Source organism: Pseudomonas putida (assembly GCF_003228315.1).
GTDB classification, from domain to species: domain Bacteria; phylum Pseudomonadota; class Gammaproteobacteria; order Pseudomonadales; family Pseudomonadaceae; genus Aquipseudomonas; species Aquipseudomonas putida_S.
The window spans coordinates 3,111,004-3,135,592 of sequence record NZ_CP029693.1 but is presented as its reverse complement, the minus strand read 5'-3'; the positions used below and the strand labels follow the sequence as shown (position 1 = coordinate 3,135,592).

Annotated in this window: 22 protein-coding genes; 14 read left to right on the top strand and 8 right to left on the bottom strand. The window is 60.5% G+C overall.

Features of this window, described 5'->3' with window-relative positions; genetic code table 11:
* Positions 1-41: 41 nt before the first annotated feature.
* Together DKY63_RS14560 and DKY63_RS14555 are read right to left on the bottom strand one after the other, a co-directional pair.
* Positions 42-1,286, bottom strand: a complete 1,245-nt coding sequence (locus DKY63_RS14560; RefSeq protein WP_110964741.1) for an HlyC/CorC family transporter — start codon at positions 1,284-1,286, stop codon at positions 42-44.
* 12 nt (positions 1,287-1,298) lie between these two features.
* Positions 1,299-2,111 carry a cytochrome C assembly family protein gene (locus tag DKY63_RS14555; RefSeq protein ID WP_110964740.1) on the bottom strand — a complete coding sequence of 271 codons (813 nt, stop codon included), beginning with the start codon at positions 2,109-2,111 and terminating at the stop codon, positions 1,299-1,301.
* Between the two features lie 209 nt (positions 2,112-2,320).
* On the opposite strand from DKY63_RS14555, the gene ffh reads away from it, so the two are divergent.
* The 5 genes from ffh (at position 2,321) to rplS (ending at position 5,892) form a co-directional block, all read left to right on the top strand.
* On the top strand, positions 2,321-3,697 hold the full coding sequence (gene ffh / locus DKY63_RS14550; protein WP_110964739.1) for a signal recognition particle protein: 1,377 nt from the start codon (positions 2,321-2,323) through the stop codon (positions 3,695-3,697).
* A gap of 250 nt (positions 3,698-3,947) precedes the next feature.
* Positions 3,948-4,199 carry a 30S ribosomal protein S16 gene (rpsP, locus tag DKY63_RS14545; RefSeq protein ID WP_007972721.1) on the top strand — a complete coding sequence of 84 codons (252 nt, stop codon included), beginning with the start codon at positions 3,948-3,950 and terminating at the stop codon, positions 4,197-4,199.
* Between the two features lie 5 nt (positions 4,200-4,204).
* Positions 4,205-4,741 carry a ribosome maturation factor RimM gene (gene rimM / locus DKY63_RS14540; RefSeq protein WP_110964738.1) on the top strand — a complete coding sequence of 179 codons (537 nt, stop codon included), beginning with the start codon at positions 4,205-4,207 and terminating at the stop codon, positions 4,739-4,741.
* 2 nt (positions 4,742-4,743) lie between these two features.
* On the top strand, positions 4,744-5,496 hold the full coding sequence (trmD, locus tag DKY63_RS14535; protein ID WP_110964737.1) for a tRNA (guanosine(37)-N1)-methyltransferase TrmD: 753 nt from the start codon (positions 4,744-4,746) through the stop codon (positions 5,494-5,496).
* Between the two features lie 45 nt (positions 5,497-5,541).
* Positions 5,542-5,892 (top strand): 50S ribosomal protein L19, encoded by a 351-nt coding sequence (gene rplS, locus DKY63_RS14530; protein ID WP_009047143.1) that lies wholly within the window; start codon positions 5,542-5,544, stop codon positions 5,890-5,892.
* 95 nt (positions 5,893-5,987) lie between these two features.
* Here rplS and DKY63_RS14525 read toward each other — a convergent pair whose 3' ends face one another.
* On the bottom strand, positions 5,988-7,796 hold the full coding sequence (locus DKY63_RS14525; RefSeq protein WP_110964736.1) for a cation:proton antiporter: 1,809 nt from the start codon (positions 7,794-7,796) through the stop codon (positions 5,988-5,990).
* A 107-nt stretch (positions 7,797-7,903) separates the two neighbouring features.
* Here DKY63_RS14525 and xerD point away from each other — a divergent pair, with 107 nt between their 5' ends.
* From xerD to DKY63_RS14500, 5 genes are all read left to right on the top strand, one after another.
* The gene (gene xerD, locus DKY63_RS14520) at positions 7,904-8,800 is read left to right on the top strand and encodes a site-specific tyrosine recombinase XerD (protein WP_110964735.1); all 897 of its coding nucleotides are present in this window, start codon (positions 7,904-7,906) and stop codon (positions 8,798-8,800) included.
* A 252-nt stretch (positions 8,801-9,052) separates the two neighbouring features.
* Positions 9,053-9,784 (top strand): bifunctional protein-disulfide isomerase/oxidoreductase DsbC, encoded by a 732-nt coding sequence (dsbC, locus tag DKY63_RS14515; RefSeq protein WP_110964734.1) that lies wholly within the window; start codon positions 9,053-9,055, stop codon positions 9,782-9,784.
* Positions 9,785-9,915: 131 nt separating this feature from the next.
* On the top strand, positions 9,916-11,220 hold the full coding sequence (locus DKY63_RS14510; protein ID WP_110964733.1) for a homoserine dehydrogenase: 1,305 nt from the start codon (positions 9,916-9,918) through the stop codon (positions 11,218-11,220).
* A gap of 66 nt (positions 11,221-11,286) precedes the next feature.
* Positions 11,287-12,696 carry a threonine synthase gene (gene thrC, locus DKY63_RS14505; RefSeq protein ID WP_110964732.1) on the top strand — a complete coding sequence of 470 codons (1,410 nt, stop codon included), beginning with the start codon at positions 11,287-11,289 and terminating at the stop codon, positions 12,694-12,696.
* 299 nt (positions 12,697-12,995) lie between these two features.
* Positions 12,996-13,283 (top strand): DUF3509 domain-containing protein, encoded by a 288-nt coding sequence (locus DKY63_RS14500; protein ID WP_110964731.1) that lies wholly within the window; start codon positions 12,996-12,998, stop codon positions 13,281-13,283.
* A gap of 168 nt (positions 13,284-13,451) precedes the next feature.
* Here the strand turns inward: DKY63_RS14500 and DKY63_RS14495 are convergent, their stop codons facing one another.
* Positions 13,452-14,387 carry a TIGR02285 family protein gene (locus tag DKY63_RS14495; RefSeq protein WP_110964730.1) on the bottom strand — a complete coding sequence of 312 codons (936 nt, stop codon included), beginning with the start codon at positions 14,385-14,387 and terminating at the stop codon, positions 13,452-13,454.
* Positions 14,341-15,540: a CaiB/BaiF CoA transferase family protein gene (locus DKY63_RS14490; protein ID WP_110964729.1), complete on the bottom strand. Its 1,200-nt coding sequence runs from the start codon at positions 15,538-15,540 to the stop codon at positions 14,341-14,343. Before DKY63_RS14490 ends, DKY63_RS14495 begins: the two co-directional genes overlap by 47 nt.
* A gap of 148 nt (positions 15,541-15,688) precedes the next feature.
* Between DKY63_RS14490 and DKY63_RS14485 the strand changes: the two genes are divergently transcribed.
* From DKY63_RS14485 to DKY63_RS14475, 3 genes are all read left to right on the top strand, one after another.
* Positions 15,689-16,231, top strand: a complete 543-nt coding sequence (locus DKY63_RS14485; RefSeq protein ID WP_110964728.1) for a YaeQ family protein — start codon at positions 15,689-15,691, stop codon at positions 16,229-16,231.
* Between the two features lie 66 nt (positions 16,232-16,297).
* Positions 16,298-18,007 (top strand): single-stranded-DNA-specific exonuclease RecJ, encoded by a 1,710-nt coding sequence (gene recJ / locus DKY63_RS14480; RefSeq protein WP_110964727.1) that lies wholly within the window; start codon positions 16,298-16,300, stop codon positions 18,005-18,007.
* Between the two features lie 281 nt (positions 18,008-18,288).
* Complete coding sequence (locus DKY63_RS14475; RefSeq protein WP_110964726.1) at positions 18,289-19,395, top strand: NADH:flavin oxidoreductase/NADH oxidase; 1,107 nt, start codon at positions 18,289-18,291, stop codon at positions 19,393-19,395.
* A gap of 126 nt (positions 19,396-19,521) precedes the next feature.
* On the opposite strand, the gene glpD is transcribed toward DKY63_RS14475, so the two are convergent.
* From glpD to glpK, 3 genes are all read right to left on the bottom strand, one after another.
* Positions 19,522-21,060, bottom strand: coding sequence for a glycerol-3-phosphate dehydrogenase (glpD, locus tag DKY63_RS14470; protein WP_110964725.1), 1,539 nt, complete (start codon positions 21,058-21,060; stop codon positions 19,522-19,524).
* 293 nt (positions 21,061-21,353) lie between these two features.
* The gene (locus DKY63_RS14465; RefSeq protein ID WP_110964724.1) at positions 21,354-22,109 is read right to left on the bottom strand and encodes a DeoR/GlpR family transcriptional regulator; all 756 of its coding nucleotides are present in this window, start codon (positions 22,107-22,109) and stop codon (positions 21,354-21,356) included.
* A gap of 95 nt (positions 22,110-22,204) precedes the next feature.
* On the bottom strand, positions 22,205-23,710 hold the full coding sequence (gene glpK / locus DKY63_RS14460; RefSeq protein ID WP_110964723.1) for a glycerol kinase GlpK: 1,506 nt from the start codon (positions 23,708-23,710) through the stop codon (positions 22,205-22,207).
* A gap of 276 nt (positions 23,711-23,986) precedes the next feature.
* On the opposite strand from glpK, the gene ybaK reads away from it, so the two are divergent.
* Positions 23,987-24,457, top strand: a complete 471-nt coding sequence (gene ybaK / locus DKY63_RS14455; protein WP_110964722.1) for a Cys-tRNA(Pro) deacylase — start codon at positions 23,987-23,989, stop codon at positions 24,455-24,457.
* Positions 24,458-24,589 lie beyond the last annotated feature (132 nt).

The window sequence follows — 24,589 nt, the reverse complement described above, 5'->3', positions numbered from 1 at the left end:
GACAAAAAAATCGCCGATGGAGGCAGCGATCCCTTGATCTTCTACCGGGCCGTAACGATGGCGGGTGCCGAATTGGTCTGCCAGATCAACACCCGCGTCACGCGATTGTCCTCGGTCTGCAGTATTTCCAGGCGATAACGACCAATCTTCAGGCAGACCGCGCTCTCGGGAATGGTTTCCAGGGCTTCGGTCACCAGGCCGTTCAGGGTTTTCGGACCATCGCTGGGCAGGTGCCAGCCCAGGCTTTTGTTCAGCTCGCGGATAGTGGCGGCGCCATCGACTACCAGGCGTCCGTCAGCCTGAGGGTGGATGTGCGGGTTGTTCAGGCTCTGCTGGCTTTCGAACTCGCCGACGATTTCTTCGAGAATGTCTTCCAGGGTGACGATGCCCAGCACTTCGCCGTATTCGTCGACCACCATGCCCAGGCGACGCTGCTGCTTGTGGAAGTTCAGCAATTGCAATTGCAGCGGGGTGCTTTCCGGGACGAAGTAGGGTTCGCGACTGGCGGCGAGCAGGGCCTCCACGGTCAGGCTGCCATCGGCCAGCAAATGACCGATTTGCCGGGTGTTGAGCACGGCTTCGACCTGGTTGATATCGCTGTGGAACACCGGCAGGCGCGTGCGTTTGTTATGGCGCAATTGCTCGATGATTTCCTCGATCGGGTCGTCGAGGTTAATGCCGTCGACTTCACTGCGCGGCACCAGAATGTCGTTGACGGTAATGTTGTCCAGCGCATGAATGCCGGGCAGCGAGTGCGGGCGGCAGACGGCGGGCTCCTGGTCGTCGTGCCGTTCATTCGGTGGTTCGTCTTCGCTTTGCTGCACCACTTTGGCCTTGCGCACGAATGGGCGCAGCAGCAACTGGCTGATGGCGTTGAGCAGCCAGGCGGCGGGGTAAAGGATTTTAAGGGGTATCGCCAGCAATTGGTTGCCCAGGGCCAGGATCGCATCCGGATGGCGAGTGGCGAGGGTGCGTGGCAAATAGTCGGTAAACACCAGCAAAACCGCGCCTGCACCGAGGCATGCCGCCCATGGACCGTTTTCAGCCCAAGTGAAAATCGCCAGCAGGGTGCAGATGACCACCACCAGCGTGCGGCACAGGGTATTGCAGAAAATCAGGCCGTTGAGCGGGAACTTGAGTCTGGCCAGCGGCTTGTCACTCGAACGCGATGCCGTGCGCTTGGCCAATAGATGCAGGTGAGCGGACTCGACGGCGGTGAACAGCGCCGACCATAGAATCAGTACAACCACTACCGCGAGCATCGGCCCTAAGGGCAAGTCGTCCATTAATGCCGCCCGTCAGATGTGCAGGATGTATTCGCGGACCAGCTTGCTGCCGAAATAGGCCAGCATCAGCAGGCAGAAACCGGCGAGGGTCCAGCGAATGGCCTTGTGTCCGCGCCAGCCGAGACGGTTGCGGCCCCACAGCAGCACGCTGAAGACGACCCAGGCCAGGCAGGCCAGCAGGGTCTTGTGCACCAGGTGCTGGGCGAACAGGTTCTCCACGAACAACCAGCCGGAAATCAGCGACATCGACAACAGCGACCAGCCGGCCCAAAGGAAGCCGAACAGCAGGCTTTCCATGGTTTGCAGCGGCGGGAAGTTCTTGATCAGACCGGAGGGGTGCTTGTGCTTGAGCTGATGGTCCTGGACCAGCAGCAGCAAGGACTGGAACACCGCGATGGTGAACATGCCGTAGGCGAGGATCGACAGCAGGATATGCGCAAGGATGCCCGGCTCCTCGTCGATGACCTGCACCGTGCCGGCGGGGGCGAACTGCGCGAGCAACACGGTCGCCGCCCCCAGCGGGAAAAGCAACACCAGCAGGTTTTCCACCGGAATCCGTGCGCAGGCGATCAGGGTCAGGGCAATGACCGCGGCGGCAATCAGGCTGGCGGCCGTGAAGAAGTCCAGGCCCAGGCCGATCGGCGTCAGGAGGTGGGCGACCAGGCTGGCGCTGTGGGCCAGCACGGCCAGCACGCCGAGAGTGACCAGCAGGCGCTTGTTCGCCTTGGCGCAGTTGGCCAGGCGGGTGCCTTGATAGAAAGTCGCAGCGGCATATAGACAGGCGGCGGCGAGGGTGGTGAGCAAACTGGGTGACAAGGGGAGCATAAATCCTGTTAGGCAAGCCCGAAAGTCGCTGAGTTTGGCATAGAACCCCCGCGGCACGAAAGACCAGTCAAGCTGACGGCGGGTGTGCGCCAGACGCAGTCTTCGCTATAATCCGCGACCTGCCCACGCCGCAGGCTCGCCGAGAACATGTTTCCTCCGGTCCGGGCCGCCATTATCCCGGTCTACTCAGGGCCTGAAAGGATCGCGCAATGTTTGAAAACTTAACCGACCGCCTCTCGCAGACGCTGCGCCATGTCACCGGCAAGGCCAAGCTGACCGAGGACAACATCAAAGACACCCTGCGCGAAGTGCGTATGGCGCTGCTTGAGGCCGACGTTGCCTTGCCGGTGGTCAAGGACTTCGTCAACTCGGTCAAGGAGCGCGCCGTCGGCACCGAAGTGTCCCGCAGCCTGACGCCGGGCCAGGCCTTCGTGAAAATCGTCCAGGCCGAACTCGAAAGCCTGATGGGCGCGGCCAACGAAGACCTGAACCTGAGTGCCGTTCCGCCTGCCGTGATCCTGATGGCCGGTTTGCAGGGCGCCGGTAAAACCACGACTGCCGGCAAGCTCGCGCGCTTCCTTAAAGAGCGCAAGAAGAAGTCGGTGATGGTCGTGTCCGCCGACGTTTACCGTCCGGCGGCGATCAAGCAGCTGGAAACCCTGGCCACCGACATCGGTGTGACCTTCTTCCCGTCCGACCTGAGCCAGAAGCCGGTCGACATCGCCCAGGCGGCTATTAAGGAAGCAAAACTCAAATTCATCGACGTGGTCATCGTCGATACCGCCGGTCGCCTGCACATCGATGAAGAGATGATGGGCGAGATCAAGGCCCTGCACGCTGCGATCAATCCGGTTGAAACCCTGTTCGTGGTCGATGCCATGACCGGCCAGGACGCCGCCAACACGGCCAAGGCCTTCGGTGATGCGCTGCCACTGACCGGTGTGATCCTGACCAAGGTCGACGGCGACGCCCGTGGCGGTGCCGCCCTGTCGGTCCGCGCCATTACCGGCAAACCGATCAAGTTCATCGGTATGGGCGAGAAGAGCGAAGCGCTTGACCCGTTCCACCCTGAGCGTATTGCCTCGCGCATCCTTGGCATGGGCGACGTGCTCAGCCTGATCGAACAGGCCGAAGCGACCCTCGACAAGGAAAAGGCCGACAAACTGGCCAAGAAGCTGAAGAAGGGCAAGGGCTTCGACCTCGAAGACTTCCGCGATCAGCTGCAACAGATGAAGAACATGGGCGGCCTCGGCGGCCTCATGGACAAGCTGCCGAACATGGGCGGCGTAAACCTGGCGCAGATGGGCAATGCCCAGAGTGCGGCGGAGAAGCAGTTCAAGCAGATGGAAGCCATCATCAACTCCATGACCCCGGCCGAGCGCCGTGACCCTGAGATGATCAGCGGTTCGCGCAAGCGTCGTATCGCCATGGGCTCCGGCACCCAGGTGCAGGACATTGGTCGCTTGATCAAGCAGCACAAGCAGATGCAGAAGATGATGAAGAAATTCTCCGCCAAGGGCGGGATGGCCAAGATGATGCGCGGCATGGGCGGTATGTTGCCCGGCGGCGGCATGCCCAAGATCTGAAGAATCCGCGCCGGTCGTCGTATCGGCGCAGACCCGCAGGGAGGCGGGATATACAGCAAACCCGCACTCGGCGGGAGCTGACCGGCCGTTTTCATCGACGGCTCTATAGCAAATCTGCATGGCGACCGATAGGCCGCCGGAAAAAGTCATTTGCAAAAGTCCGGATATTCCTTAGAATATGCGGCCTTTCGGGCACCCATGCCCGCTGTGCCTTTAGATTTGCAGCACCGACTACAGGAACGATGTTCACATGCTAACAATCCGTCTTGCCCTTGGCGGCTCCAAAAAGCGCCCGTTTTACCACCTGACCGTAACCGACAGCCGCAACCCGCGTGACGGTTCCCACAAAGAGCAGGTTGGTTACTTCAACCCTGTTGCCCGTGGTCAGGAAGTTCGTCTGTCCGTGAACCAAGAGCGCGTAGCCTACTGGCTGAGCGTTGGTGCACAGCCTTCTGAGCGCGTTGCTCAGTTGTTGAAGGAATCTGCCAAGGCTGCGGCCTGAGCAATATGAACGCGACGCCAGCTGTTGCTGATGATTTGATCGTTATCGGCAAGATTTACTCTGTTCACGGCGTTCGCGGCGAAGTGAAGGTGTATTCCTTTACTGATCCGATCAAAAACCTGCTGAACTACAAAGCCTGGACGCTAAAGCGTGACGGCCATGTAAAGCAGGTAGAGCTGGTCAGCGGACGCGGGAATGACAAATTCCTGGTCGCAAAGCTCAAGGGTCTTGATGATCGTGAAGAAGCTCGTCTTCTGGCCGGTTATGAGATCTGTGTGCCGCGCAACCTGTTCCCTGAGCTTACCGACGGCGAGTACTACTGGTACCAGCTGGAAGGTCTCAAGGTCATCGACACCCTCGGACAACTGTTCGGGAAGATCGATCACCTGCTGGAGACCGGCTCGAACGATGTAATGGTGGTCAAGCCTTGCGCTGGCAGCCTGGATGATCGCGAACGCCTGTTGCCCTATACCGAGCAATGCGTGTTGGCCGTCGACCTGGTCGCAGGCGAGATGAAGGTGGACTGGGACGCGGATTTCTAAGCGTGGCTAATTTGCGCGTAGAAGTGATCAGTCTGTTTCCCGAGATGTTCTCCGCCATCAGCGAGTACGGCATCACCAGTCGGGCGGTGAAACAGGGGCTGTTGCAGCTCACCTGTTGGAACCCGCGAGACTACACGACGGATCGACATCACACTGTGGATGATCGCCCATTTGGCGGTGGTCCGGGCATGGTGATGAAGATCAAGCCCCTGGAAGACGCGTTGGTTCAGGCCAAGGCAGCCGCCGGGGAGGGAGCGAAGGTGATTTACCTGTCCCCCCAAGGCCGTCAACTGAATCAGTCGGCGGTACGCGAACTGGCGAATCTGGATGCATTGATCCTGATTGCCGGTCGTTATGAAGGCATTGACGAGCGCTTTATAGACGCTCATGTCGATGAAGAGTGGTCGATTGGCGACTATGTACTGTCTGGCGGCGAGCTGCCGGCGATGGTCCTGATCGATGCGGTTACACGACTGCTGCCCGGAGCTTTAGGGCATGCGGACTCCGCCGAGGAAGATTCCTTTACGGATGGTCTGCTCGATTGCCCGCACTACACCCGACCGGAGGTGTATGCGGATCAGCGTGTTCCCGACGTATTGCTAAGCGGCAATCACGCGCACATCCGGCGTTGGCGTTTACAGCAGTCCCTTGGTCGGACCTATGAACGACGCGCCGATCTTCTGGAAAGCCGCTCGCTTTCTGGAGAAGAGAAGAAGCTGCTCGAGGAATATCTCCGCGAGCGGGACGATAGTTAACAACGTATCGATGGTAGATCAGACGATTTACCTTAGGAGCACAGCATGACCAACAAAATCATCCTTGCACTCGAAGCAGAGCAGATGACCAAAGAGATCCCAGCCTTTGCCCCGGGCGACACCATTGTCGTTCAGGTGAAAGTGAAGGAAGGCGATCGTTCCCGTCTGCAAGCGTTCGAAGGCGTTGTTATCGCCAAGCGTAACCGCGGCGTGAACAGTGCATTCACCGTTCGTAAAATCTCCAACGGTGTTGGCGTAGAACGTACTTTCCAGACCTACTCCCCGCAAATCGACAGCATGGCTGTCAAGCGTCGCGGTGACGTACGTAAAGCCAAGCTGTACTACCTGCGCGACCTGTCGGGTAAAGCAGCTCGCATCAAGGAAAAACTGGCTTAAGTCCAGCTTCCGATGCAGAAAAAAGCAGCCTACGGGCTGCTTTTTTGTTGCCTGCAGTTTTCCTGTGGGAGCGAGCCTGCTCGCGATACGTCAATTCAGGCGGTGCCTATCTCAGGCTGAATCAACGCCAGCAACGTCCAGCCCGCCGACGGTTTAAGCATGCTGTCCGGTGTTACAACATGCACCCAGCCCACCGTATCGCGCATGAACAGCAACGTCGCGCGATCGCCATGCAATGCCTGGTAATCCTCCCAGCCGAAACCGTCTTTCAATGTCGTGGTGTACAGCTCGGCCCCCTGACTCAATTGACTGGCGAACTTGGCATAGGTCAGCGCCTCGTTGCCCAGCTGATTGGCGCGGTGCTCCAGGCTGGTCCGGTGTTTGTCGGAGCGGCGACTCTCCTGGCCGCTGGTCAGGCCGAACATCCGCTGATGGCCGAAGTCGTGTCGAAACCGCATCAACGCCAGGGTATTCATCTCGCCTGACGGTGACAGCGCCAGCAAATGACCAAGCCCCACCAGATCCAGATGCGCGTCGGCATGTTGCGAGGCTGGATTGCCGAAATAGGTGGGCAATCCTTCCATGCGTGCCGCCCGGATGTTCTCCCAACTCGAGTCGGTCAGCAAAACGCGGGTGTCCAGTTGTTGCAGTGCTGTGCCGAGGGTGCGCGCAGGGCCATTGGCACCGATGATCAGGAAGCCACTCGGCGCCGGCTCCGCGACCTTCAGCATGCGCGCCAGCGGGCGTGCGGTTGCGCTTTGCAGCACGACGGTGCCGATGATCACGGCAAAGGTCAGCGGCACCAGCAACAGCGCGCCTTCATGACCGATCTCGTCCAGGCGGATGGCGAATACGGCGGACACCGCCGCAGCGACGATGCCTCGCGGGGCGATCCACGACAACAGCGCCCGCTCGCGCCAGCTCAGGCTCGAGCCTGCCGTGCAAAGCAACACGTTCAAGGGGCGTGCAATGAACTGAATGATCAGCAGCAGAATCAGCACCAGTGGCCCCAGCGCTATCAGGGCGATCAGGTCCAATCGTGCTGCCAGCAAAATGAACAACCCGGAAATCAGCAGGACGCTGAGGTTTTCCTTGAAGTGAAGGATGTGTCGTACATCCACGCCCTTCATGTTGGCCAGCCATATACCCATCAGGGTCACCGCCAACAGACCGGATTCATTCATCACTTCACTGGAGGCAATAAAGATACCCAGCACCGCAGCCAGGGACGCCAGGTTGTGCAGATACTCCGGCAGCCAATGCCGGCGAATGATCATCCCCAGGACCCAGCCGCCTGCAATGCCGAACAGGCTGCCGCACAGAATGACTCCGGCAAAGGTCAGCAGGCTTTGCGACAAGCCACTGTCCTGCGCGCTGGCGATGATGAAGCTGTAGACCACCACCGCCAACAGCGCGCCGATGGGGTCGATGACGATGCCCTCCCAGCGCAGAATGCTGGCAATCGACGCTTTCGGACGCACAACCCGCAGCATCGGCACAATCACGGTCGGCCCGGTGACCAGGGTCAGGCTGCCGAACAGGGCCGCCAGCATCCAGTCGAACCCCAGCAACCAGTGAGTCGCCAGGGCGATGACCACCCAGGTCGACAGCGCGCCGAGGGTTACAAGGCGTCTGACCACGCTGCCGACTTCACGCCATTCCGACAAATGCAGAGTCAGGCTGCCTTCAAACAGGATCAGCGCCACGGCGAGAGACACCAGAGGCATCAACAACGGCCCGAACATTTCCTCGGGGTCGAGCAAGTGCAATACAGGCCCGACCAGAATGCCGGTGAGCAGCAGAAACAGGATCGCCGGCAGTTTCAGACGCCAGGCCAACCATTGGCAGCCCAGGGCTGCCGCACCAATTCCCCCTAAAGCCAACAAAATCTGCTGTTCGCTCATACCGTTCCCTGTTCCTTGAAATAGCGCGCTATGAAAGACTAGCGGCCGTTTTCAATGTCCATGCCGATTTTTCTGCGCAGGTTTCAATCTGCGCGACTTGAGTACCCATGCCTGCCATCGATCATCCCCTGATAGACCAGTTCCTCGACGCCCTGTGGCTTGAGAAAGGTCTTTCCGATAACACCCGCGATGCCTATCGCAGTGACCTCGCCCTGTTCAACGGTTGGCTGCAGGAAAAACACCTGGAACTGGCCAATGCCGGTCGGGAATTGATCCTCGATCACCTGGCCTGGCGCGTGGAGCAAAACTACAAGCCTCGCTCCACGGCGCGATTTCTCTCCGGTGTGCGGGGTTTCTATCGCTATTTGCTGCGGGAAAAGCTGATCGCCGTCGATCCGACCCTTCGCGTCGACATGCCGCAACTGGGCAGGCCGTTGCCCAAATCCCTGTCGGAAGCAGACGTGGAGGCACTATTAAAGGCGCCGGATTTAAGCGAAGCGATTGGTCAGCGCGATCGGGCGATGCTCGAAGTGTTGTACGCCTGCGGCCTTCGGGTGACCGAACTGATCAGTCTGACCCTGGAGCAGGTCAACCTGCGTCAGGGCGTGCTGCGGGTGATGGGCAAGGGCAGCAAGGAGCGGCTGGTGCCGATGGGCGAGGAGGCGATTGTCTGGGTCGAACGTTACCTGCGCGATGGCCGGGGCGAGCTGCTCGGCGGGCGCCCCAGCGATGTGTTGTTCCCCAGCCAGCGCGGCGAACAGATGACGCGGCAGACTTTCTGGCACCGGATCAAGCATCAGGCCAAGGTCGCGGGGATCGGCAAGTCGCTGTCGCCACACACCTTGCGCCACGCCTTCGCCACGCACCTGCTCAACCATGGCGCCGACCTGCGGGTGGTGCAGATGCTGCTCGGCCACAGCGACCTGTCGACCACGCAGATCTATACCCATGTTGCGCGGGCGCGGTTGCAGGACCTGCATGCCAAACACCACCCGCGTGGCTGATCGCGTACCCCTGTAGGAGCGAGCCTGCTCGCGATGAGGGCGGCACATCCTGCATTAATGGCGCCTGACACACTGCCATCGCGAGCAGGCTCGCTCCTACAGAAAAGCATTCTCCAATGCCTTGTATCACCGGCATTCGGCCCCACGAGCCTTATGTGATAGGCTTTGCCGGTTTGCACGATGGGCGATTATGACCCGGTGTTCCGGTACCGGCGTTCTGATCGTCTCATTTGTCCGCCTTCAGGAGTTCTCATGCGTCTGACCCAGATTTTCGCCGCCGCCGCCATTGCGTTGGTCAGCACCTTTGCCGTTGCCGATGACGCGGCCGACAAAGCCATCCGTAAAAGCCTGGAAAACCTCCAGCTCGAAGTGCCGGTAGAAACCATCACCGCAAGCCCGTTGCCGGGACTGTACGAAGTCAAACTCAAGGGCAGCCGCGTGCTGTACGCCAGCGCCGACGGCCAGTACGTGGTGCAGGGCTACATGTTCCAGCTCAAAGACGGCAAGCCGGTCAACCTGACCGAGAAGACTGAGCGTCTGGGCATCTCCAAGCTGATCAACGAGATTCCGCTCGCCGAAACCGTGGTGTATCCGGCCGTCGGCGAGACCAAGTCGCACATCACCGTATTCACCGACACCACCTGCCCGTACTGCCACAAGCTGCACGCCGAAGTGCCCGAGCTGAACAAGCGCGGCATCGAAGTGCGCTATGTCGCCTTCCCGCGCCAGGGCCTGGGTTCGCCGGGTGACGAGCAACTGCAAGCGGTCTGGTGCTCCAAGGACAAGAAAGCCGCCATGGACCAGATGGTCGACGGCAAGGAAATCAAGGCCGCCAAGTGCGATAACCCGGTCTCCAAACAGTTCGCCCTCGGCCAGTCGATTGGCGTGAACGGTACGCCGGCCATCGTTTTGGCCGACGGTCAGGTCATTCCGGGCTACCAGCCTGCGCCACAAGTCGCCAAACTGGCACTGGGCGCGAAGTAATTCGCATCGTCAGGGCAAGCCTTGACGATCATGGTCCGGCAGCGGCATCGCCGGGCCATCAATAGAGAGCCGCGATCCTGCGGCTGTTTTCACGGCCGGCCTCGAGTCGGCCGTTTTATGGGGAGTTCACAGTGAAACCGGTCAAAGTAGGCATCTGTGGGTTAGGGACCGTCGGTGGCGGTACCTTCAACGTACTTCAGCGCAACGCCGAGGAAATTGCTCGTCGTGCCGGGCGTGGGATCGAAGTGGCGCAAATTGCCATTCGCACGCCAAAGCCTCAGTTCCAAACGACCGGTATTGCGATTACCACCGATGTCTTCGAAGTGGCCACGAACCCTGAGATCGACATCGTCATAGAGCTGATGGGCGGCTATACCGTTGCCCGCGAGCTGGTACTCAAGGCCATCGAGAATGGCAAGCATGTGGTCACCGCGAACAAGGCACTGATTGCCGTTCACGGTAATGAAATTTTCGCCAAGGCTCGCGAGAAGGGCGTGATCGTTGCGTTCGAAGCGGCCGTGGCCGGCGGCATTCCGGTGATCAAGGCGATCCGTGAAGGTCTGTCCGCCAACCGCATCAACTGGGTGGCCGGCATCATCAACGGCACCGGCAACTTCATCCTGACCGAAATGCGCGAGAAGGGTCGCACCTTCGAAGACGTGTTGGCCGAGGCCCAGGCACTGGGTTACGCCGAAGCCGATCCGACCTTCGACGTCGAAGGCATCGACGCCGCGCACAAGCTGACGATCCTGGCGTCCATCGCATTCGGTATCCCGCTGCAATTCGACAAGGCCTACACCGAAGGCATCACCAAACTGACCACCGCTGACGTGAACTACGCCGAAGCATTGGGCTACCGCATCAAGCACCTGGGCGTGGCGCGCAGCACCGCGGCCGGTATCGAACTGCGCGTACACCCGACGCTGATCCCGGCCGATCGCCTGATCGCCAACGTCAACGGCGTGATGAACGCCGTGATGGTCAACGGCGACGCCGCCGGTTCGACCCTGTTCTACGGTGCCGGCGCCGGTATGGAGCCGACCGCTTCGTCGGTGATCGCCGACCTGGTGGACGTGGTTCGCGCCATGACCTCCGACCCGGAAAACCGCGTACCGCACCTGGCCTTCCAGCCGGACTCGCTGTCGGCCCATCCGATCCTCCCGATCGAAGCCTGCGAAAGCGCCTACTACCTGCGCATCCAGGCCAAGGATCATCCAGGCGTGCTGGCCCAGGTGGCGAGCATCCTGTCGGAGCGTGGGATCAACATCGAGTCGATCATGCAGAAGGAAGTCGAGGAACACGACGGCCTGGTGCCAATGATCCTGCTGACCCACCGCGTGCTGGAACAGCGCATCAACGATGCGATCGCCGCCCTGGAAGCCCTGGCGGGCGTGGTCGGCCCGGTCGTACGGATCCGCGTCGAGCACCTGAACTAAGCCGTTATCGTTCACCGGGCCAGCGTGCTGGCCCGGCACTACGAACACTGTCCATTGGAGTCAGTCATGCGTTACATCAGTACCCGCGGCCAGGCACCGGCCCTGAATTTCGAAGACGTCCTGCTGGCTGGCCTTGCCACCGACGGCGGTCTGTACGTCCCGGAAAACCTGCCACGTTTCACCCAGGAAGAAATCGCTTCCTGGGCCGGCCTGCCGTATCACGAGCTGGCTTTCCGCGTCATGCGCCCGTTCGTCACCGGCAGCATCCCGGATGCCGATTTTAAAAAGATCCTTGAAGAAACCTACGGTGTGTTCGCCCACAGCGCCGTCGCACCGCTGCGTCAGCTGAACGGCAATGAATGGGTACTGGAGCTGTTCCACGGCCCGACCCTGGCGTTCAAGGACTTCGCCCTGCAACTGCTCGGCCGCCTGCTCGACTACGTGCTGGAAAAGCGCGGCGAGCGCGTGGTGATCGTCGGCGCCACTTCCGGTGACACCGGTTCGGCCGCCATCGAAGGCTGCAAGCACTGCGAAAACGTCGACATCTTCATTCTGCACCCGCACAACCGTGTGTCCGAAGTGCAGCGCCGGCAGATGACCACCATTTTCGGTGAGAACATCCACAACATCGCCATCGAAGGCAACTTCGACGACTGCCAGGAAATGGTCAAGGCAAGCTTCGCCGACCAGGGCTTCCTCAAGGGCACTCGTCTGGTGGCGGTGAACTCGATCAACTGGGCGCGGATCATGGCCCAGATCGTTTACTACTTCCACGCAGCGCTGCAGCTCGGTGGCCCGGCGCGTTCGGTGGCGTTCTCGGTACCGACCGGCAACTTCGGCGACATCTTCGCCGGTTACCTGGCACGCAACATGGGTCTGCCGATCAACCAGTTGATCGTCGCCACCAACCGCAACGACATCCTGCACCGCTTCATGAGCGGCAATCAGTACGTCAAGGAAACCCTGCACGCCACGCTGTCGCCATCCATGGACATCATGGTCTCGTCGAATTTCGAGCGTCTGCTGTTCGACCTGCACGGTCGCAACGGCGCGGCGATCGCCGGGCTGATGGACAGCTTCAAGCAGGGGGGCGGTTTCAGCGTCGAGCAAGAGCGCTGGACCGAAGCCCGCAAGCTGTTCGACTCGCTGGCCGTGGATGACGCACAAACCTGCGAAACCATCGCCGAAGTCTTCGAGCAGACCGGTGAAGTGCTGGATCCGCACACTGCTATCGGCGTCAAGGCCGCGCGCGAGTGCCGCCGCAGCCTGGACATCCCGATGGTCATCCTCGGCACGGCCCACCCGGTCAAGTTCCCGGATGCCGTGGAGAAGGCAGGCGTAGGCAAGGCACTCGAACTGCCTGCTCACCTTTGCGATCTGTTCGAGCGCGATGAGCGTTGCACCGTGCTGCCGAACGACCTGAAAGCCGTGCAGAACTTCGTCAGCCAGCATGGCAATCGCGGCAAGCCACTCTAAATAAGGCTACATCCGCTCTCTGTGGGAGCAAGGCTTGTCGGATCGCCGCACCGCCGCGATGGCGTCCGTGAGGATCGCCGTCGCGGGCAAGCCTTGCTCCCACAGAGGTCTCGTGCGCTGCTCCCTCCCGACAAACGCGTCACCTCTGTTTTTTCCCTGTCATCTTTGCCATGCATGCTCAATCGACCAGAGACACAGGTCTGCCTGCACTCGGCATTCAGAACTTTCTTCTCGGGCCGGCGGTCATTAGTAGACACGCCCCAGGCACTTCGTTATCGGACTATTGAGTGGTGATCGAGATGGAAAGTATCAGTCTCTTGCTCGGTGAGGCTCTGAGCCCGTACCAGGTGACATTGACCCCGTCAGGCCTTCAGGGCGAATGCCGGGTGACATTGAAGAATGCGAGCGGCATCAAGGTGGTCGAACGTGAGTTCAGTCAGGCGCAGTTGACCGACAAGCGCTCATTGACCGATGTGGTCGATGGCTTGCACCGCGATGTGCTGATCGCCGAAGGACGCCTGGAGCCCTGTGTGATCGCGGCATTGCGCAATGCGGCCCACGACAAGCTGATGGCCAGCCGAAATTGAATTGTCATTTGTGGGAACCTTCCTGCATCCAGGTCAGTCAGACCCTATAACAGCAGGATCAAGCATTGTGCTCCGGTGCTTGTAGCTTGCTGCTACGGGTCTAGTGAAGACCACGTTTAACCCCGAGTCGTCTCCCCACTTCTCGGGGTTTCTTTTGTCCGGCGTTTGTCACTTGCCGGCTTGTTCCTCGAAGAATGCCCGCGACGCTTCCAGGTATTCGCTGCGACTTTCAGGGTCCAGCCAGGCGGCGTAGGCCTCGCTCAAATGATCGCGGGGCAGGGCGCGCAGCAGTTGGTTGATCTCGACGATGGCTTGCCGGCCCTGTGGCGTATCCGTACAGCCGATGTAGCCGGACAGGTATTTGCCCGTGCCGCGAATCGGATAGAACTGCAAGTCATCCTCCGCGATTCCGCGTTGCTGGGCCTGGTAGCGGATTTCCGGACGATAGCCCAACAGCAACTGCAAGCGCCCCAGGCGTTGCATTTGCAGCAGGCTGCCGAGGGCTTCGTTGCCGTAGTGAAGCGTCAGGGTGTTGGGTGGCGCCTGTTTGAGCAGGGCGTCGAGGTACTCGCCATAGTTGCGCTCGGCAACCACCCCAAGTGTCAGGTTGCCGGTGGCCAGCAGGGCCGCCAGATCCACTTCGCCATCCTCGATGAAGGGCGTCAACAGATCGCGATCCACGCGCCGTATTGCCAGACCGTTGCTCATGGCGCGAAAAACCGGGACGGAAAAGGCGATCCAGCCTTCGCGTTCCTTGCTCCAGTTCAGCGCCGCATCGCAGGTGAGGGTTTGCTCGTGGAGCATTTGCAGGCCACGCGCGCGATTGACCCGCATGACACTGTGCTGGTACTGCGGCATGCCGGCGATCAGCTGGGTCAGCAGGTGATCGATGACGCCCTGGCCCTTTTTCGGTCCTTCGAAAATGAACAGTGGCGGCAGATCACGCTTGAGCCAGACCAGGGTTTGCTTGGATTGCGCCAATGCCGAAGGCAGCATGGCTGTGATCAGCAGCACCCCCAGCAATGCACCAATGGCCCACGCAATCAGACGCCTGGGCTCAGATGGCCCCGTCCTTGCGCAGCTGTGTGATCTGCGACGCGTCATAGCCAAGTTCCTGGAGTACCTGTGTGTTGTGCTCACCCAACTGCGGCCCGACCCATTCACAATCTCCGGGAGTCTCTGAGAGTTTCGGCACAATGCCCGGCATCTTGAAGGCTTTGCCATCCGGCAGTTTGGCTTGCAGGAACATTTCCCGTGCCAGGTACTGCGGATCGCTGAACATGTCTTCGGCGCTGAAGATTCGGCTGGCTGGCACGTCGGCCTGGTTCAGGAGCTCCAGTACCGTGTCCAGCGGCAGCGAGTTGACCCAGCGATCGATGACCCCGTAGAGCTCGTCGCGACGACTGTCGCGGCCGTCGTTGCTGGCCAGCACCGGGTCATTGGCCAGGTCGTCGCGGCCGATAATCAACATGAAGCGCTTGAAGATCGCATCGCCATTGGCGCCAATCTGCACGTGCTTGCCGTCGGCGCTGGTGTGAATCGAGGAGGGCGTGATACCGGGCATGATGTTGCCGGTGCGTTCGCGGATGAAACCGAATACGTCGAACTCCGGCACCATACTTTCCATCATGGCGAAGATCGCTTCATACAGTGCCACGTCGACCACCTGGCCCTGGCCGCCATTGACCTCGCGGTGACGCAACGCCATCAGCGCGCCGATCACGCCCCATAGCGCGGCGATCGAGTCACCGATGGAAATGCCGGTGCGCACCGGTGGCCGGTCTTCGAACCCGGTAATGTAACGCAGGCCGCCCATGGACTCACCCACCGCGCCGAAGCCGGGTTGATCTTTCATCGGGCCGGTCTGACCGAAGCCGGAAAGCCGCACCATGACCAGTTTCGGGTTCAACGCATGCAGGGCTTCCCAGCTTAAGCCGAGCTTCTCCAACACGCCCGGGCGGAAGTTCTCGATCAGGATGTCCGCTTCGCTCAGCAGTTTTTTCAGAATCGCCAGACCGTCCGGGTGTTTCAGGTTCAGGGTCAGGGACTTTTTGTTGCGCGCCTGCACGAACCACCACAGCGAGGTGCCTTCGTACAACTTGCGCCACTTGCGCAGCGGGTCGCCGCCGTCCGGGGATTCGATCTTGACCACTTCGGCGCCGAATTCAGCGCAGATACGCGAGGCAAACGGGCCGGCAATCAAGGTCCCCAATTCAATGACTTTCAGACCTGAGAGCGGTTTGGCGGTGAACGACATACGGGATCCTGTAGGACAAAGGGCTGAGCGGGTACAGAGTTTTAACATAGCCGACTGTCAGGCGCTCAAGGTAGATCGCCATCAATTCGATGATTGCCCGTCGCATCGGTTAGACTTGCCGCCTTTCCACGTCTCAAGAAGCCCGTTCATGGCCCAGCCGTCCACCACCTACAAGTTTGAACTGAACCTCACCGACCTCGACCGCAGCGTCTATGAGAGCGTCAAGCAGACCATCGCCCGTCACCCTTCGGAAACCGAAGAGCGCATGACCGTGCGCCTGCTGGCCTACGCCCTCTGGTACAACGAGCAACTGTCGTTTGGCCGTGGTCTGTCAGAAGTGGATGAACCGGCCCTGTGGGAAAAAAGCCTGGACGACCGCGTTCTGCACTGGATCGAAGTCGGCCAGCCGGATGCCGAGCGCCTGACCTGGTGTTCGCGCCGCACCGAACGTACCAGCCTGTTGGCCTACGGCAGCCTGCGCGTCTGGGAAGGCAAAGTGGTGCCGGCGGTGAAAAGCCTGAAAAACGTCAACATCGCCGCTGTGCCTCAAGACGTACTGGAAACCCTGGCCAAGGACATGCCACGCGTTATCAAGTGGGACGTGATGATCAGCGAAGGGACGATCTTCGTCACCGACGACCGTGGTCAGCATGAAGTCCAGTTGCAGTGGTTGGCCGGCGAGCGCGGCTGATCCGCCGCCGCTGTACCGCGTCATCCGGATTTGTCCTGTGTATTGAAGAGAAGCCCCTGTCACCCCATGCGTATCGAACCTCGCCTGCTGCCCGACACCCTGCCGTTCCTCGGTGATATCCCGCCATTGCTGACCCGCTTGTACGCGGCGCGGGGCGTGCAGTCCGAAGCCGAACTGGACAAGAGCCTGGCGCGGTTGATTCCGTTCCAGCAGCTCAAGGGCATTGATGCGGCGGTGGATTTGCTGGTGGTGGCGCTGGAGCAACGGCAGCGGATCCTCATTGTCGGTGACTTCGACGCCGATGGCGCCACCGCCAGTACCGTCGGCACCCTGGGTTTGCGCCTGCTCGGTGCGGCGCATGTCGATTACCTGGTGCCCAACCGCTTCGACTATGGCTACGGCCTGACCCCGGAAATCGTCGCGGTGGCGCTGGAGCGCCAGCCACAGTTGTTGATCACCGTGGACAACGGCATTTCCAGCGTCGAAGGCGTGACAGCGGCGAAAAAGGCCGGGCTCAACGTACTGGTTACCGATCACCACTTGCCCGGTGATGAACTGCCACTGGCCGATGCCATCGTCAATCCGAACCAGCCGGGCTGCGAGTTCCCGAGCAAGGCACTGGCGGGTGTCGGGGTGATTTTCTATGTGCTGATGGCCTTGCGCGCGCGTTTGCGCAGCCTGGGCTGGTACGCAACCCGGCCGCAGCCGAATATCGGCGAACTGCTTGATCTGGTGGCGCTGGGCAGCGTCGCCGACGTGGTGCCGCTGGATGCCAACAACCGGATCCTGGTGCATCAGGGTCTGGAGCGTATTCGCGCCGGACGTGCGCGACCGGGGATCAAGGCGATCCTCGAAGTGGCCAAGCGCGATCACGCACGTATCACCTCCACCGATCTGGGTTTCATCGTCGGCCCGCGTCTGAACGCGGCGGGACGTCTGGATGACATGAGCCTGGGCATCGAATGCCTGCTTACCGAAGATTTTGGTCTGGCCCGGGAAATGGCTGCCCAACTGGACGGCATGAATCAGGACCGCAAATCCATCGAGCAGGGCATGCAGCGTGAAGCAATGGCTCAGCTTAAGGATCTGCCGGTGGAGTCGATGCCATTCGGTTTGTGCCTGTTCGATCCGGAGTGGCACCAAGGCGTCATCGGTATCCTCGCCTCGCGGATGAAAGAGCGTTATTTCCGCCCGACCATCGCCTTTGCCGATGCCGGCGACGGCTTGCTCAAGGGCTCGGGACGCTCGGTGCAGGGCTTTCATATCCGTGATGCCCTGAGTGTGGTGGCGGCGCAGCATCCGAACCTGATCACCAAATACGGCGGACATGCCATGGCCGCCGGTCTGACGCTGCCGGAAGCGAATTTCCCGCTGTTCGCTGAAGCCTTCGATGCCGAAGTGCGTCGGCAATTGCGCGAAGAGGACCTGACCGGCCGTCTATTGTCGGACGGCACCCTGGCGGTCGAGGAGTTTCACCTGGAACTGGCCCGCGCCTTGCGCCATGCCGGCCCGTGGGGGCAGCACTTCCCTGAGCCGCTGTTTCACGGGGTGTTTCAGTTGGTCGAACAGCGGGTGGTCGGTGAGCGGCACCTCAAGGTGGTGCTCAGGAGTGAATGCGGTTCGGTCAAACTCGATGGCATCGCCTTTGGCATCGACCGCGACGTCTGGCCGAATCCGACCATCAAGTGGGTGGAATTGGCCTACAAACTCGACGTCAACGAATTCCGTGGCAATGAGACGGTTCAACTGATGATTGCCCACATCGAACCACGCTGACCCAGTACCTATAGGAGCGAGCCTGCTCGCGATGGACTCAAGATCGCCGTGGGGTGTCAGGTTTCTCGCGTCATCGTTGACGACCATCGCGAGCGGGCTCGCTCCTACAGGAGGGGGCGACATCTTCTGATGTCGACTAGGCTCTAATCACTGCTTGATTATCCTTGTGACGTCTTGTCCAATTTTTTGCCCGCGGGGGCGGGTGCTTCGCCTTTTTCCTGTCACTCGTCGACTTTTCAAACAGAACCCTGGAGCCTGACCACTGATTTGAGAGGTGCCCCATGAGTCTGCTGCTTGAACCCTTTACCCTTCGCCAACTGACCCTGCTCAATCGCATCGCGGTATCGCCGATGTGCCAGTATTCCAGTGTCGATGGCCTGGCCAATGACTGGCATCTGGTGCACCTGGGCAGCCGCGCCATCGGCGGCGCGGGGCTGGTGTTTACCGAGGCCACGGCGGTTACCGCCGACGGGCGCATCACCGCGCAGGATCTTGGTCTGTGGAACGATGAGCAGATCGAACCGTTGCAACGCATTACCCGTTTCATTACCGCTCAAGGCGGCGTCGCCGGTATTCAGCTGGCCCACGCGGGGCGCAAGGCCAGTACTTATAGGCCATGGCTCGGCGTACATGGCAGCGTAAAACCCGCAGACGGCGGCTGGCAGCCTGTCGGTCCGTCCCCGATCGCTTTCGACCCGGAGCACACCAAGCCCAAGCAGCTCGAAGAAAGCGAAATCGCAGACGTCATCCAGGCGTTCGTCGATGCGGCCAAACGGGCGCTGACCGCCGGTTTCAAGGTGGTGGAGGTGCACGCGGCCCACGGCTATCTGTTGCACCAATTTCTTTCTCCGCTGAGCAATCAGCGGCGTGACCAGTACGGCGGTTCATTCGAAAACCGCATTCGTCTTGTCTTGCAGGTCACCGAAGCTGTGCGCGCGGTGTGGCCGCAGGAGTTGCCGCTGTTTGTCCGGGTGTCGGCCACCGATTGGGTGGAGGATGGCTGGAACCCTGATGAAACGGTGGAACTGGCGCGACGCCTGAAGGCATTGGGTGTGGACCTGATTGATGTTTCGTCGGGCGGCACGGCGGTCAACGCGGAAATTCCAACAGGGCCGGGTTACCAGACGCGCTTCGCCGAGCGGGTGCGCAAGGAGTCGGGGATTGCCACCGGCACCGTCGGCATGATTACCGAGCCGGCACAGGCCGAGCACATCCTGCGTACCTGTCAGGCGGACATCATCTTCCTCGCCCGCGAGTTGCTGCGCGATCCGTACTGGCCGCTGCATGCGGACGACGATCTGGGCGGGCGCAAGGCGGTCTGGCCGGCGCAATATCAACGGGCGACCCACCGTGATCAGCCCATTCATGAGTCGGATCTGCGTGACTGACCACCGCCCCCTGTAGGAGCGAGCCTGCTCGCGATGAACGTCAAGACACCGCGGGGTATCAGATTCCCGGCGTTATCGTTCACGACCATCGCGAGCATGCTCGCTCCTACAGTTTCGCAGGCTGTATCAGGCCGCTTGGATCTTGCTGCGATTCTGTTCGACCTTGCTCAGGTAATCCTTGAGCTTGTCCTGTTCCGCAATGGTGGTGAACAGGCCGAGCTTGCTGCGCCGCCAGAGAATGTCATGGGCGGTGGTTGCCCATTCTTCGCTGCACAGGTAATCGACTTCGCGGGTGTAGAGACCGCCGCCGATGTGTTCGCCCATATCGCCCAGGTCCTGTACGCCTTCGAGCATGCGCCAGGTGCGGCTGCCGTAGGTGGTGGCCCAGCGGCGGGAAATATCGGTCGGGATCCAGTCGTACTTGTCACGGATCTGCGAGCTCAGCGCCTGCGGGGTGGTCATGCCTTCGCCGCCCGGAAGCGGTGCGCTGGCCGTCCAGCTCGGCTTGATGTGTTCGAAGTAGGGTGCCAACTGCGCCAGTGCCGATTCGGCGAGTTTGCGGTAGGTGGTCAGCTTGCCGCCGAATACCGACAGCAACGGCGCTTCTTCACCGCTGCCCGACAGCGCCAGGGTGTAGTCACGGGTGATGGCTGACGGGTTGTCGGACTCGTCGTTGCACAGCGGACGCACGCCAGAGTAGCTGTGCAGGATGTCTTCGCGGCCGATCTGCTTCTTGAAGTGGGCGTTGACCACCTTGAGCAGATAATCGGTTTCGCCTTCGGTGATGGCCACGGCGGCCGGATCGCCGGTGTATTCGCGGTCGGTGGTGCCGATCAGGGTGAAGTGGTTCAGGTACGGGATGGTGAACACGATGCGCTGATCTTCGTTTTGCAGAATGTGCGCGTGCTCGCCTTCGTACAGTTTCGGCACGATCAGGTGGCTGCCCTGGATCAGGCGAATGCCGTAGGGCGATTCCATTTTCAGATCATCGCGAATGAACTTGGCGACCCAGGGGCCGGCGGCATTCACCAGCGCCTTGGCGCGAATCGAAAACAGGCTGCCGTCGGCGCGCTCCAGGTGCAGGTGCCACAGGCCTTTGGCGCGACGGGCGCTGACACAACGGGTCTGGGTGTGGACATGAGCGCCTTTTTCCCGGGCCGCCATGGCGTTCAACACCACCAGGCGCGCGTCGTCGACCCAGCAGTCGGAGTATTCGAAACCTTTGGTGATTTCGCTTTTCAGGGCGCTGTCCGGGCCGAACCTGAGGCTTTTCGAACCTTTGAGCTGTTCGCGCTTGCCGAGGTTGTCATACAGAAACAGGCCGGCGCGGATCATCCAGGCCGGACGCAGATGCGGACGATGGGGCAGCACGAAGCGCATTTGCTTGACGATGTGCGGGGCTTTGGTTAGCAGCACTTCGCGTTCCGCCAAGGCTTCGCGCACCAGGCGGAATTCGTAATGTTCGAGATAGCGCAGACCGCCGTGGATCAGCTTGCTGCTGGCCGAGGAGGTGTGGCTGGCCAGGTCGTCCTTTTCGCAAAGGAACACCGAGAGCCCACGGCCGGCGGCATCCGCTGCGATCCCCACGCCGTTGATCCCGCCACCGATGACGGCGATGTCGTAGACCTCGGCAAGAGGGGGCACGGGCAAGGTAGAAGTGGGCATCGGCAAGGCCTCGGAATTCTTTGATGTTGGGTATTGAAACCGAACATAAATGTTCATTTGCGAAAATGTTAGCCGATAAGTATGCGCACAGCCAGTCGAGTTCGATTGAAAAAACTCATCGAAGGGCGGTTAAAAGAAAATATTCGAACATTTTGAAGGGTGCAGGAACGCGAAGGAGAGGTGTTGCCGAGATGGTTTTCGCGAGCAGGCTCGCTCCTACAGGTCCAGCGTAAACCCTGTGGGAGCGAGCCTGCTCGCGAATACGTCGGTACAGACGATGAAAATGGAGGGGCTTAAACGACTTCCAGCCGAACCTTGTGCTGATTCAACAGCTGCGTCAGCGCGGGCGAGGGCGGCTGGTCGGTGACCAGGCAATCGACCAGGCTGATCGGCCCCAGGCGGATCATGGCGTTGCGCCCGAACTTGCTGGAGTCGGCGGCGAGTATCACCTGGCGGGCGTTGGCAATGATCGCCTGGGACACCCGCACTTCCTGATAGTCGAAATCCAGCAGGCTGCCGTCCTCATCGATACCGCTGATGCCGACGAGGGCGAAGTCGACCTTGAACTGATTGATGAAGTCGACACTGGCCTGGCCAACGACGCCACCGTCGCGACGCACGTTACCGCCGGTCAACAGTACATCGAAGTCATCCTTGGCACTGAGCATCGACGCCACGTGCAGGTTGTTGGTGATGATCTTCAGATGACTGTGATTGAGCAGGGCGCGGGCAATGGACTCGGTGGTGGTGCCGATGTTGATGAACAGCGAGGCGTGATCGGGGATCTGCGCGGCGATGGCTTCGCCGATGCGTTGCTTTTCATCGCGCATCTGATCGGCGCGCATGGCGTAGGCGGTGTTCTCGACACTGGAGTCGTAAGCCGCGCCGCCGTGGTAGCGACGCAGCAAATTGGCTTCCGCCAGTTGATTGATATCGCGGCGGATGGTCTGCGGAGTGACAACGAACAGCGTGGCCATTTCCTCGATGCTGACATAGCCGCGCTCGCGGACCAGTTCGAGGATTTGCTGCTGGCGGGGAGGCAGATTCATGGGGCGTCCTTTGGGCTGCCGTGCAAAATTTGCCCATGATGCCGCACGAAATCGCTCCCTGCCAGTTACATCAGGTTACGGCTCTTGCGCCTGGCTTACTCGGCGCCTTCCTGTGGCTCCCAGTCGCGGGTGCGGCTGACCGCTTTTTTCCAGCCGGCGTAGAGCTTTTCCTTCTGCGCTTCGTCCAGTGTCGGTTCGAACCGACGCTCGATCACCGCCTTGCCGCGCAGTTCTTCCAGGCTGCCCCAGAAGCCGCAGGCCAGGCCCGCCAGATAGGCTGCGCCCAGCGCCGTGGTCTCGCGCATCTTCGGGCGTTCGACCTGGGTACCGAGAATGTCGGCCTGGAATTGCATGAGGAAATTGTTCGCCACCGCACCACCATCGACCCGCAGGGCCTTGAGGCGTTCGCCGGCGTCTTGCTGCATGGCGTCGAGCACATCGCGGGTCTGGTAGGCGATGGATTCCAGAGTCGCGCGGATGATGTGATCCACCCGTACGCCACGGGTCAGGCCGAACAGCGCACCACGGGCATACGGATCCCAGTAGGGCGCGCCGAGGCCGGTGAACGCGGGGACCAGGTACACGCCGTTACTGTCCTTGACCTTGCTGGCGAAGTACTCGGTATCGTGAGCGTCATTGATGATTTTCAGCTCGTCACGCAGCCATTGCACGGTTGAACCACCGTTGAATACGGCACCTTCCAGTGCGTAAGCCACTTCGCCACGGGGACCACAGGCGATGGTGGTGAGCATGCCATGAGTGGATTTCACGGCCTTGTTGCCGGTGTTCATCAGCAGGAAGCAACCGGTGCCATAGGTGTTTTTCGCCTGACCGGCCTCGACGCACATCTGGCCGAACAGCGCCGCCTGCTGGTCGCCGGCGATACCACCGATGGCAATGCCGCTTTTGGTGCGGCCGTAGATTTCCGAGGAGGCTTTGACCTCCGGCAGCAGTTCCCGGGGGATATCCAGCAGCTCCAGCATCTTCGCGTCCCAGTCCAGGGTGTGGATGTTGAAGAGCAGGGTGCGCGAGGCGTTGGTGTAGTCGGTGACGTGGACCTTGCCGCCGGTGAATTTCCAGATCAGCCAGCTATCGACCGTGCCGAACAGCAACTCGCCTTTGCGTGCGCGTTCACGGCTGCCTTCGACGTGGTCGAGGATCCACTTGAGTTTGGTGCCGGAGAAATAAGGGTCGGTGACCAGCCCGGTGGTCTCGCTGATGTATTGCTCATGACCGTCGCGCTTGAGCTGCTGGCAGATTTCGGTGCTGCGACGGCATTGCCAGACGATGGCGTTGTAGATCGGCCGACCGGTGTTCTTGTCCCAGACCACGGTAGTTTCACGCTGGTTGGTGATGCCGATGGCCGCGACCTGATCGTGATGCAGTCCCGCTTGCGCCAGGGCCTCGACCATCACCGCGCTCTGGGTGGCGAAGATCTCCATCGGGTCATGTTCAACCCAGCCGGCCTGGGGGTAATGCTGGGTGAATTCGCGCTGGGCGGTGCAGACCACGTTGGCGTCGCGGTCGAAAATGATCGCCCGGGAACTGGTTGTCCCCTGGTCGAGGGCAATGATGTAGTTCTTGTTTTGTGTGTCGGTCATGTCGATTGCCTTGGACGAAAAAGGGAGCGGAGCCTGGTGCGTGATCCTGTCGGCGTGGTCATGGGCCAACGGTATCAAGAAATGTGGGGTTGCCGTCAGTGTCGAGTGTTGGGTTCGTATAAATTCATAAACGAAAAAATATAGACAGGAAATGGGGCTGTCAAAGGTCGAAATCGAACGGCCCATAGGGGAGCACTCGACATGGGAGCCTTTTGCGGATCAATGTCCTAGAATTCGGCGCAGTGTTTTTCTACTGCCGCCCAGTCTGGAGCTGTCATGACACCTGCGTTGGATTTGCTGAAAAAGGTTCGCGCCGAACACCGTGTACACAGTTATGAACATGACCCCAAAGCGGCGTCCTATGGATTGGAGGCTGCAGAGAAGCTTGGCCTGGACCCGGCGCAGGTGTTCAAGACCTTGCTGGCGGCCAGCGAAAAAAACGAGCTGCTGGTGGCCGTGGTACCGGTGGGCGGAACCCTGGACCTGAAGGCCCTAGCCCATGCCGCCGGGGTGAAGAAAGTCGAGATGGCCGATCCCGCCGCTGCCCAGCGCTCGACCGGGTATCTGTTGGGCGGGATCAGTCCTCTGGGCCAGAAAAAGCGCCTGCGTACCTTCATCGACAACTCAGCCCAGCCATTTGCGAGCATTTTCGTCAGCGCCGGACGACGTGGTCTTGAGGTGGAACTGGCCCCTGCGGTGCTGGCCGAACATACCCAGGCGAAGTTCGCCGACATCGGCCGCGCCTGACCGCTCGTTCACATTTGATGAATTCGAACCCCTGTAGGAGCGAGCCTGCTCGCGATGGACTCAAGAACACCACGGGGAACCAGATTCCCCGCGTTATCGTTGACGACCATCGCGAGCAGGCTCGCTCCTACA

Bases quoted from the DNA above. Each gene is read 5' to 3' on its own strand.
- DKY63_RS14560 (WP_110964741.1), bottom strand. From the start codon at position 1,286: ATGGACGACTTGCCCTTAGGGCCGATGCTCGCGGTAGTGGTTGTACTG.
- DKY63_RS14555 (WP_110964740.1), bottom strand. From the start codon at position 2,111: ATGCTCCCCTTGTCACCCAGTTTGCTCACCACCCTCGCCGCCGCCTGT.
- ffh (WP_110964739.1), top strand. From the start codon at position 2,321: ATGTTTGAAAACTTAACCGACCGCCTCTCGCAGACGCTGCGCCATGTC.
- rpsP (WP_007972721.1), top strand. From the start codon at position 3,948: ATGCTAACAATCCGTCTTGCCCTTGGCGGCTCCAAAAAGCGCCCGTTT.
- rimM (WP_110964738.1), top strand. From the start codon at position 4,205: ATGAACGCGACGCCAGCTGTTGCTGATGATTTGATCGTTATCGGCAAG.
- rplS (WP_009047143.1), top strand. From the start codon at position 5,542: ATGACCAACAAAATCATCCTTGCACTCGAAGCAGAGCAGATGACCAAA.
- DKY63_RS14525 (WP_110964736.1), bottom strand. From the start codon at position 7,796: ATGAGCGAACAGCAGATTTTGTTGGCTTTAGGGGGAATTGGTGCGGCA.
- xerD (WP_110964735.1), top strand. From the start codon at position 7,904: ATGCCTGCCATCGATCATCCCCTGATAGACCAGTTCCTCGACGCCCTG.
- dsbC (WP_110964734.1), top strand. From the start codon at position 9,053: ATGCGTCTGACCCAGATTTTCGCCGCCGCCGCCATTGCGTTGGTCAGC.
- thrC (WP_110964732.1), top strand. From the start codon at position 11,287: ATGCGTTACATCAGTACCCGCGGCCAGGCACCGGCCCTGAATTTCGAA.
- DKY63_RS14500 (WP_110964731.1), top strand. From the start codon at position 12,996: ATGGAAAGTATCAGTCTCTTGCTCGGTGAGGCTCTGAGCCCGTACCAG.
- DKY63_RS14495 (WP_110964730.1), bottom strand. From the start codon at position 14,387: ATGACGCGTCGCAGATCACACAGCTGCGCAAGGACGGGGCCATCTGAG.
- DKY63_RS14490 (WP_110964729.1), bottom strand. From the start codon at position 15,540: ATGTCGTTCACCGCCAAACCGCTCTCAGGTCTGAAAGTCATTGAATTG.
- DKY63_RS14485 (WP_110964728.1), top strand. From the start codon at position 15,689: ATGGCCCAGCCGTCCACCACCTACAAGTTTGAACTGAACCTCACCGAC.
- recJ (WP_110964727.1), top strand. From the start codon at position 16,298: ATGCGTATCGAACCTCGCCTGCTGCCCGACACCCTGCCGTTCCTCGGT.
- DKY63_RS14475 (WP_110964726.1), top strand. From the start codon at position 18,289: ATGAGTCTGCTGCTTGAACCCTTTACCCTTCGCCAACTGACCCTGCTC.
- glpD (WP_110964725.1), bottom strand. From the start codon at position 21,060: ATGCCCACTTCTACCTTGCCCGTGCCCCCTCTTGCCGAGGTCTACGAC.
- DKY63_RS14465 (WP_110964724.1), bottom strand. From the start codon at position 22,109: ATGAATCTGCCTCCCCGCCAGCAGCAAATCCTCGAACTGGTCCGCGAG.
- glpK (WP_110964723.1), bottom strand. From the start codon at position 23,710: ATGACCGACACACAAAACAAGAACTACATCATTGCCCTCGACCAGGGG.
- ybaK (WP_110964722.1), top strand. From the start codon at position 23,987: ATGACACCTGCGTTGGATTTGCTGAAAAAGGTTCGCGCCGAACACCGT.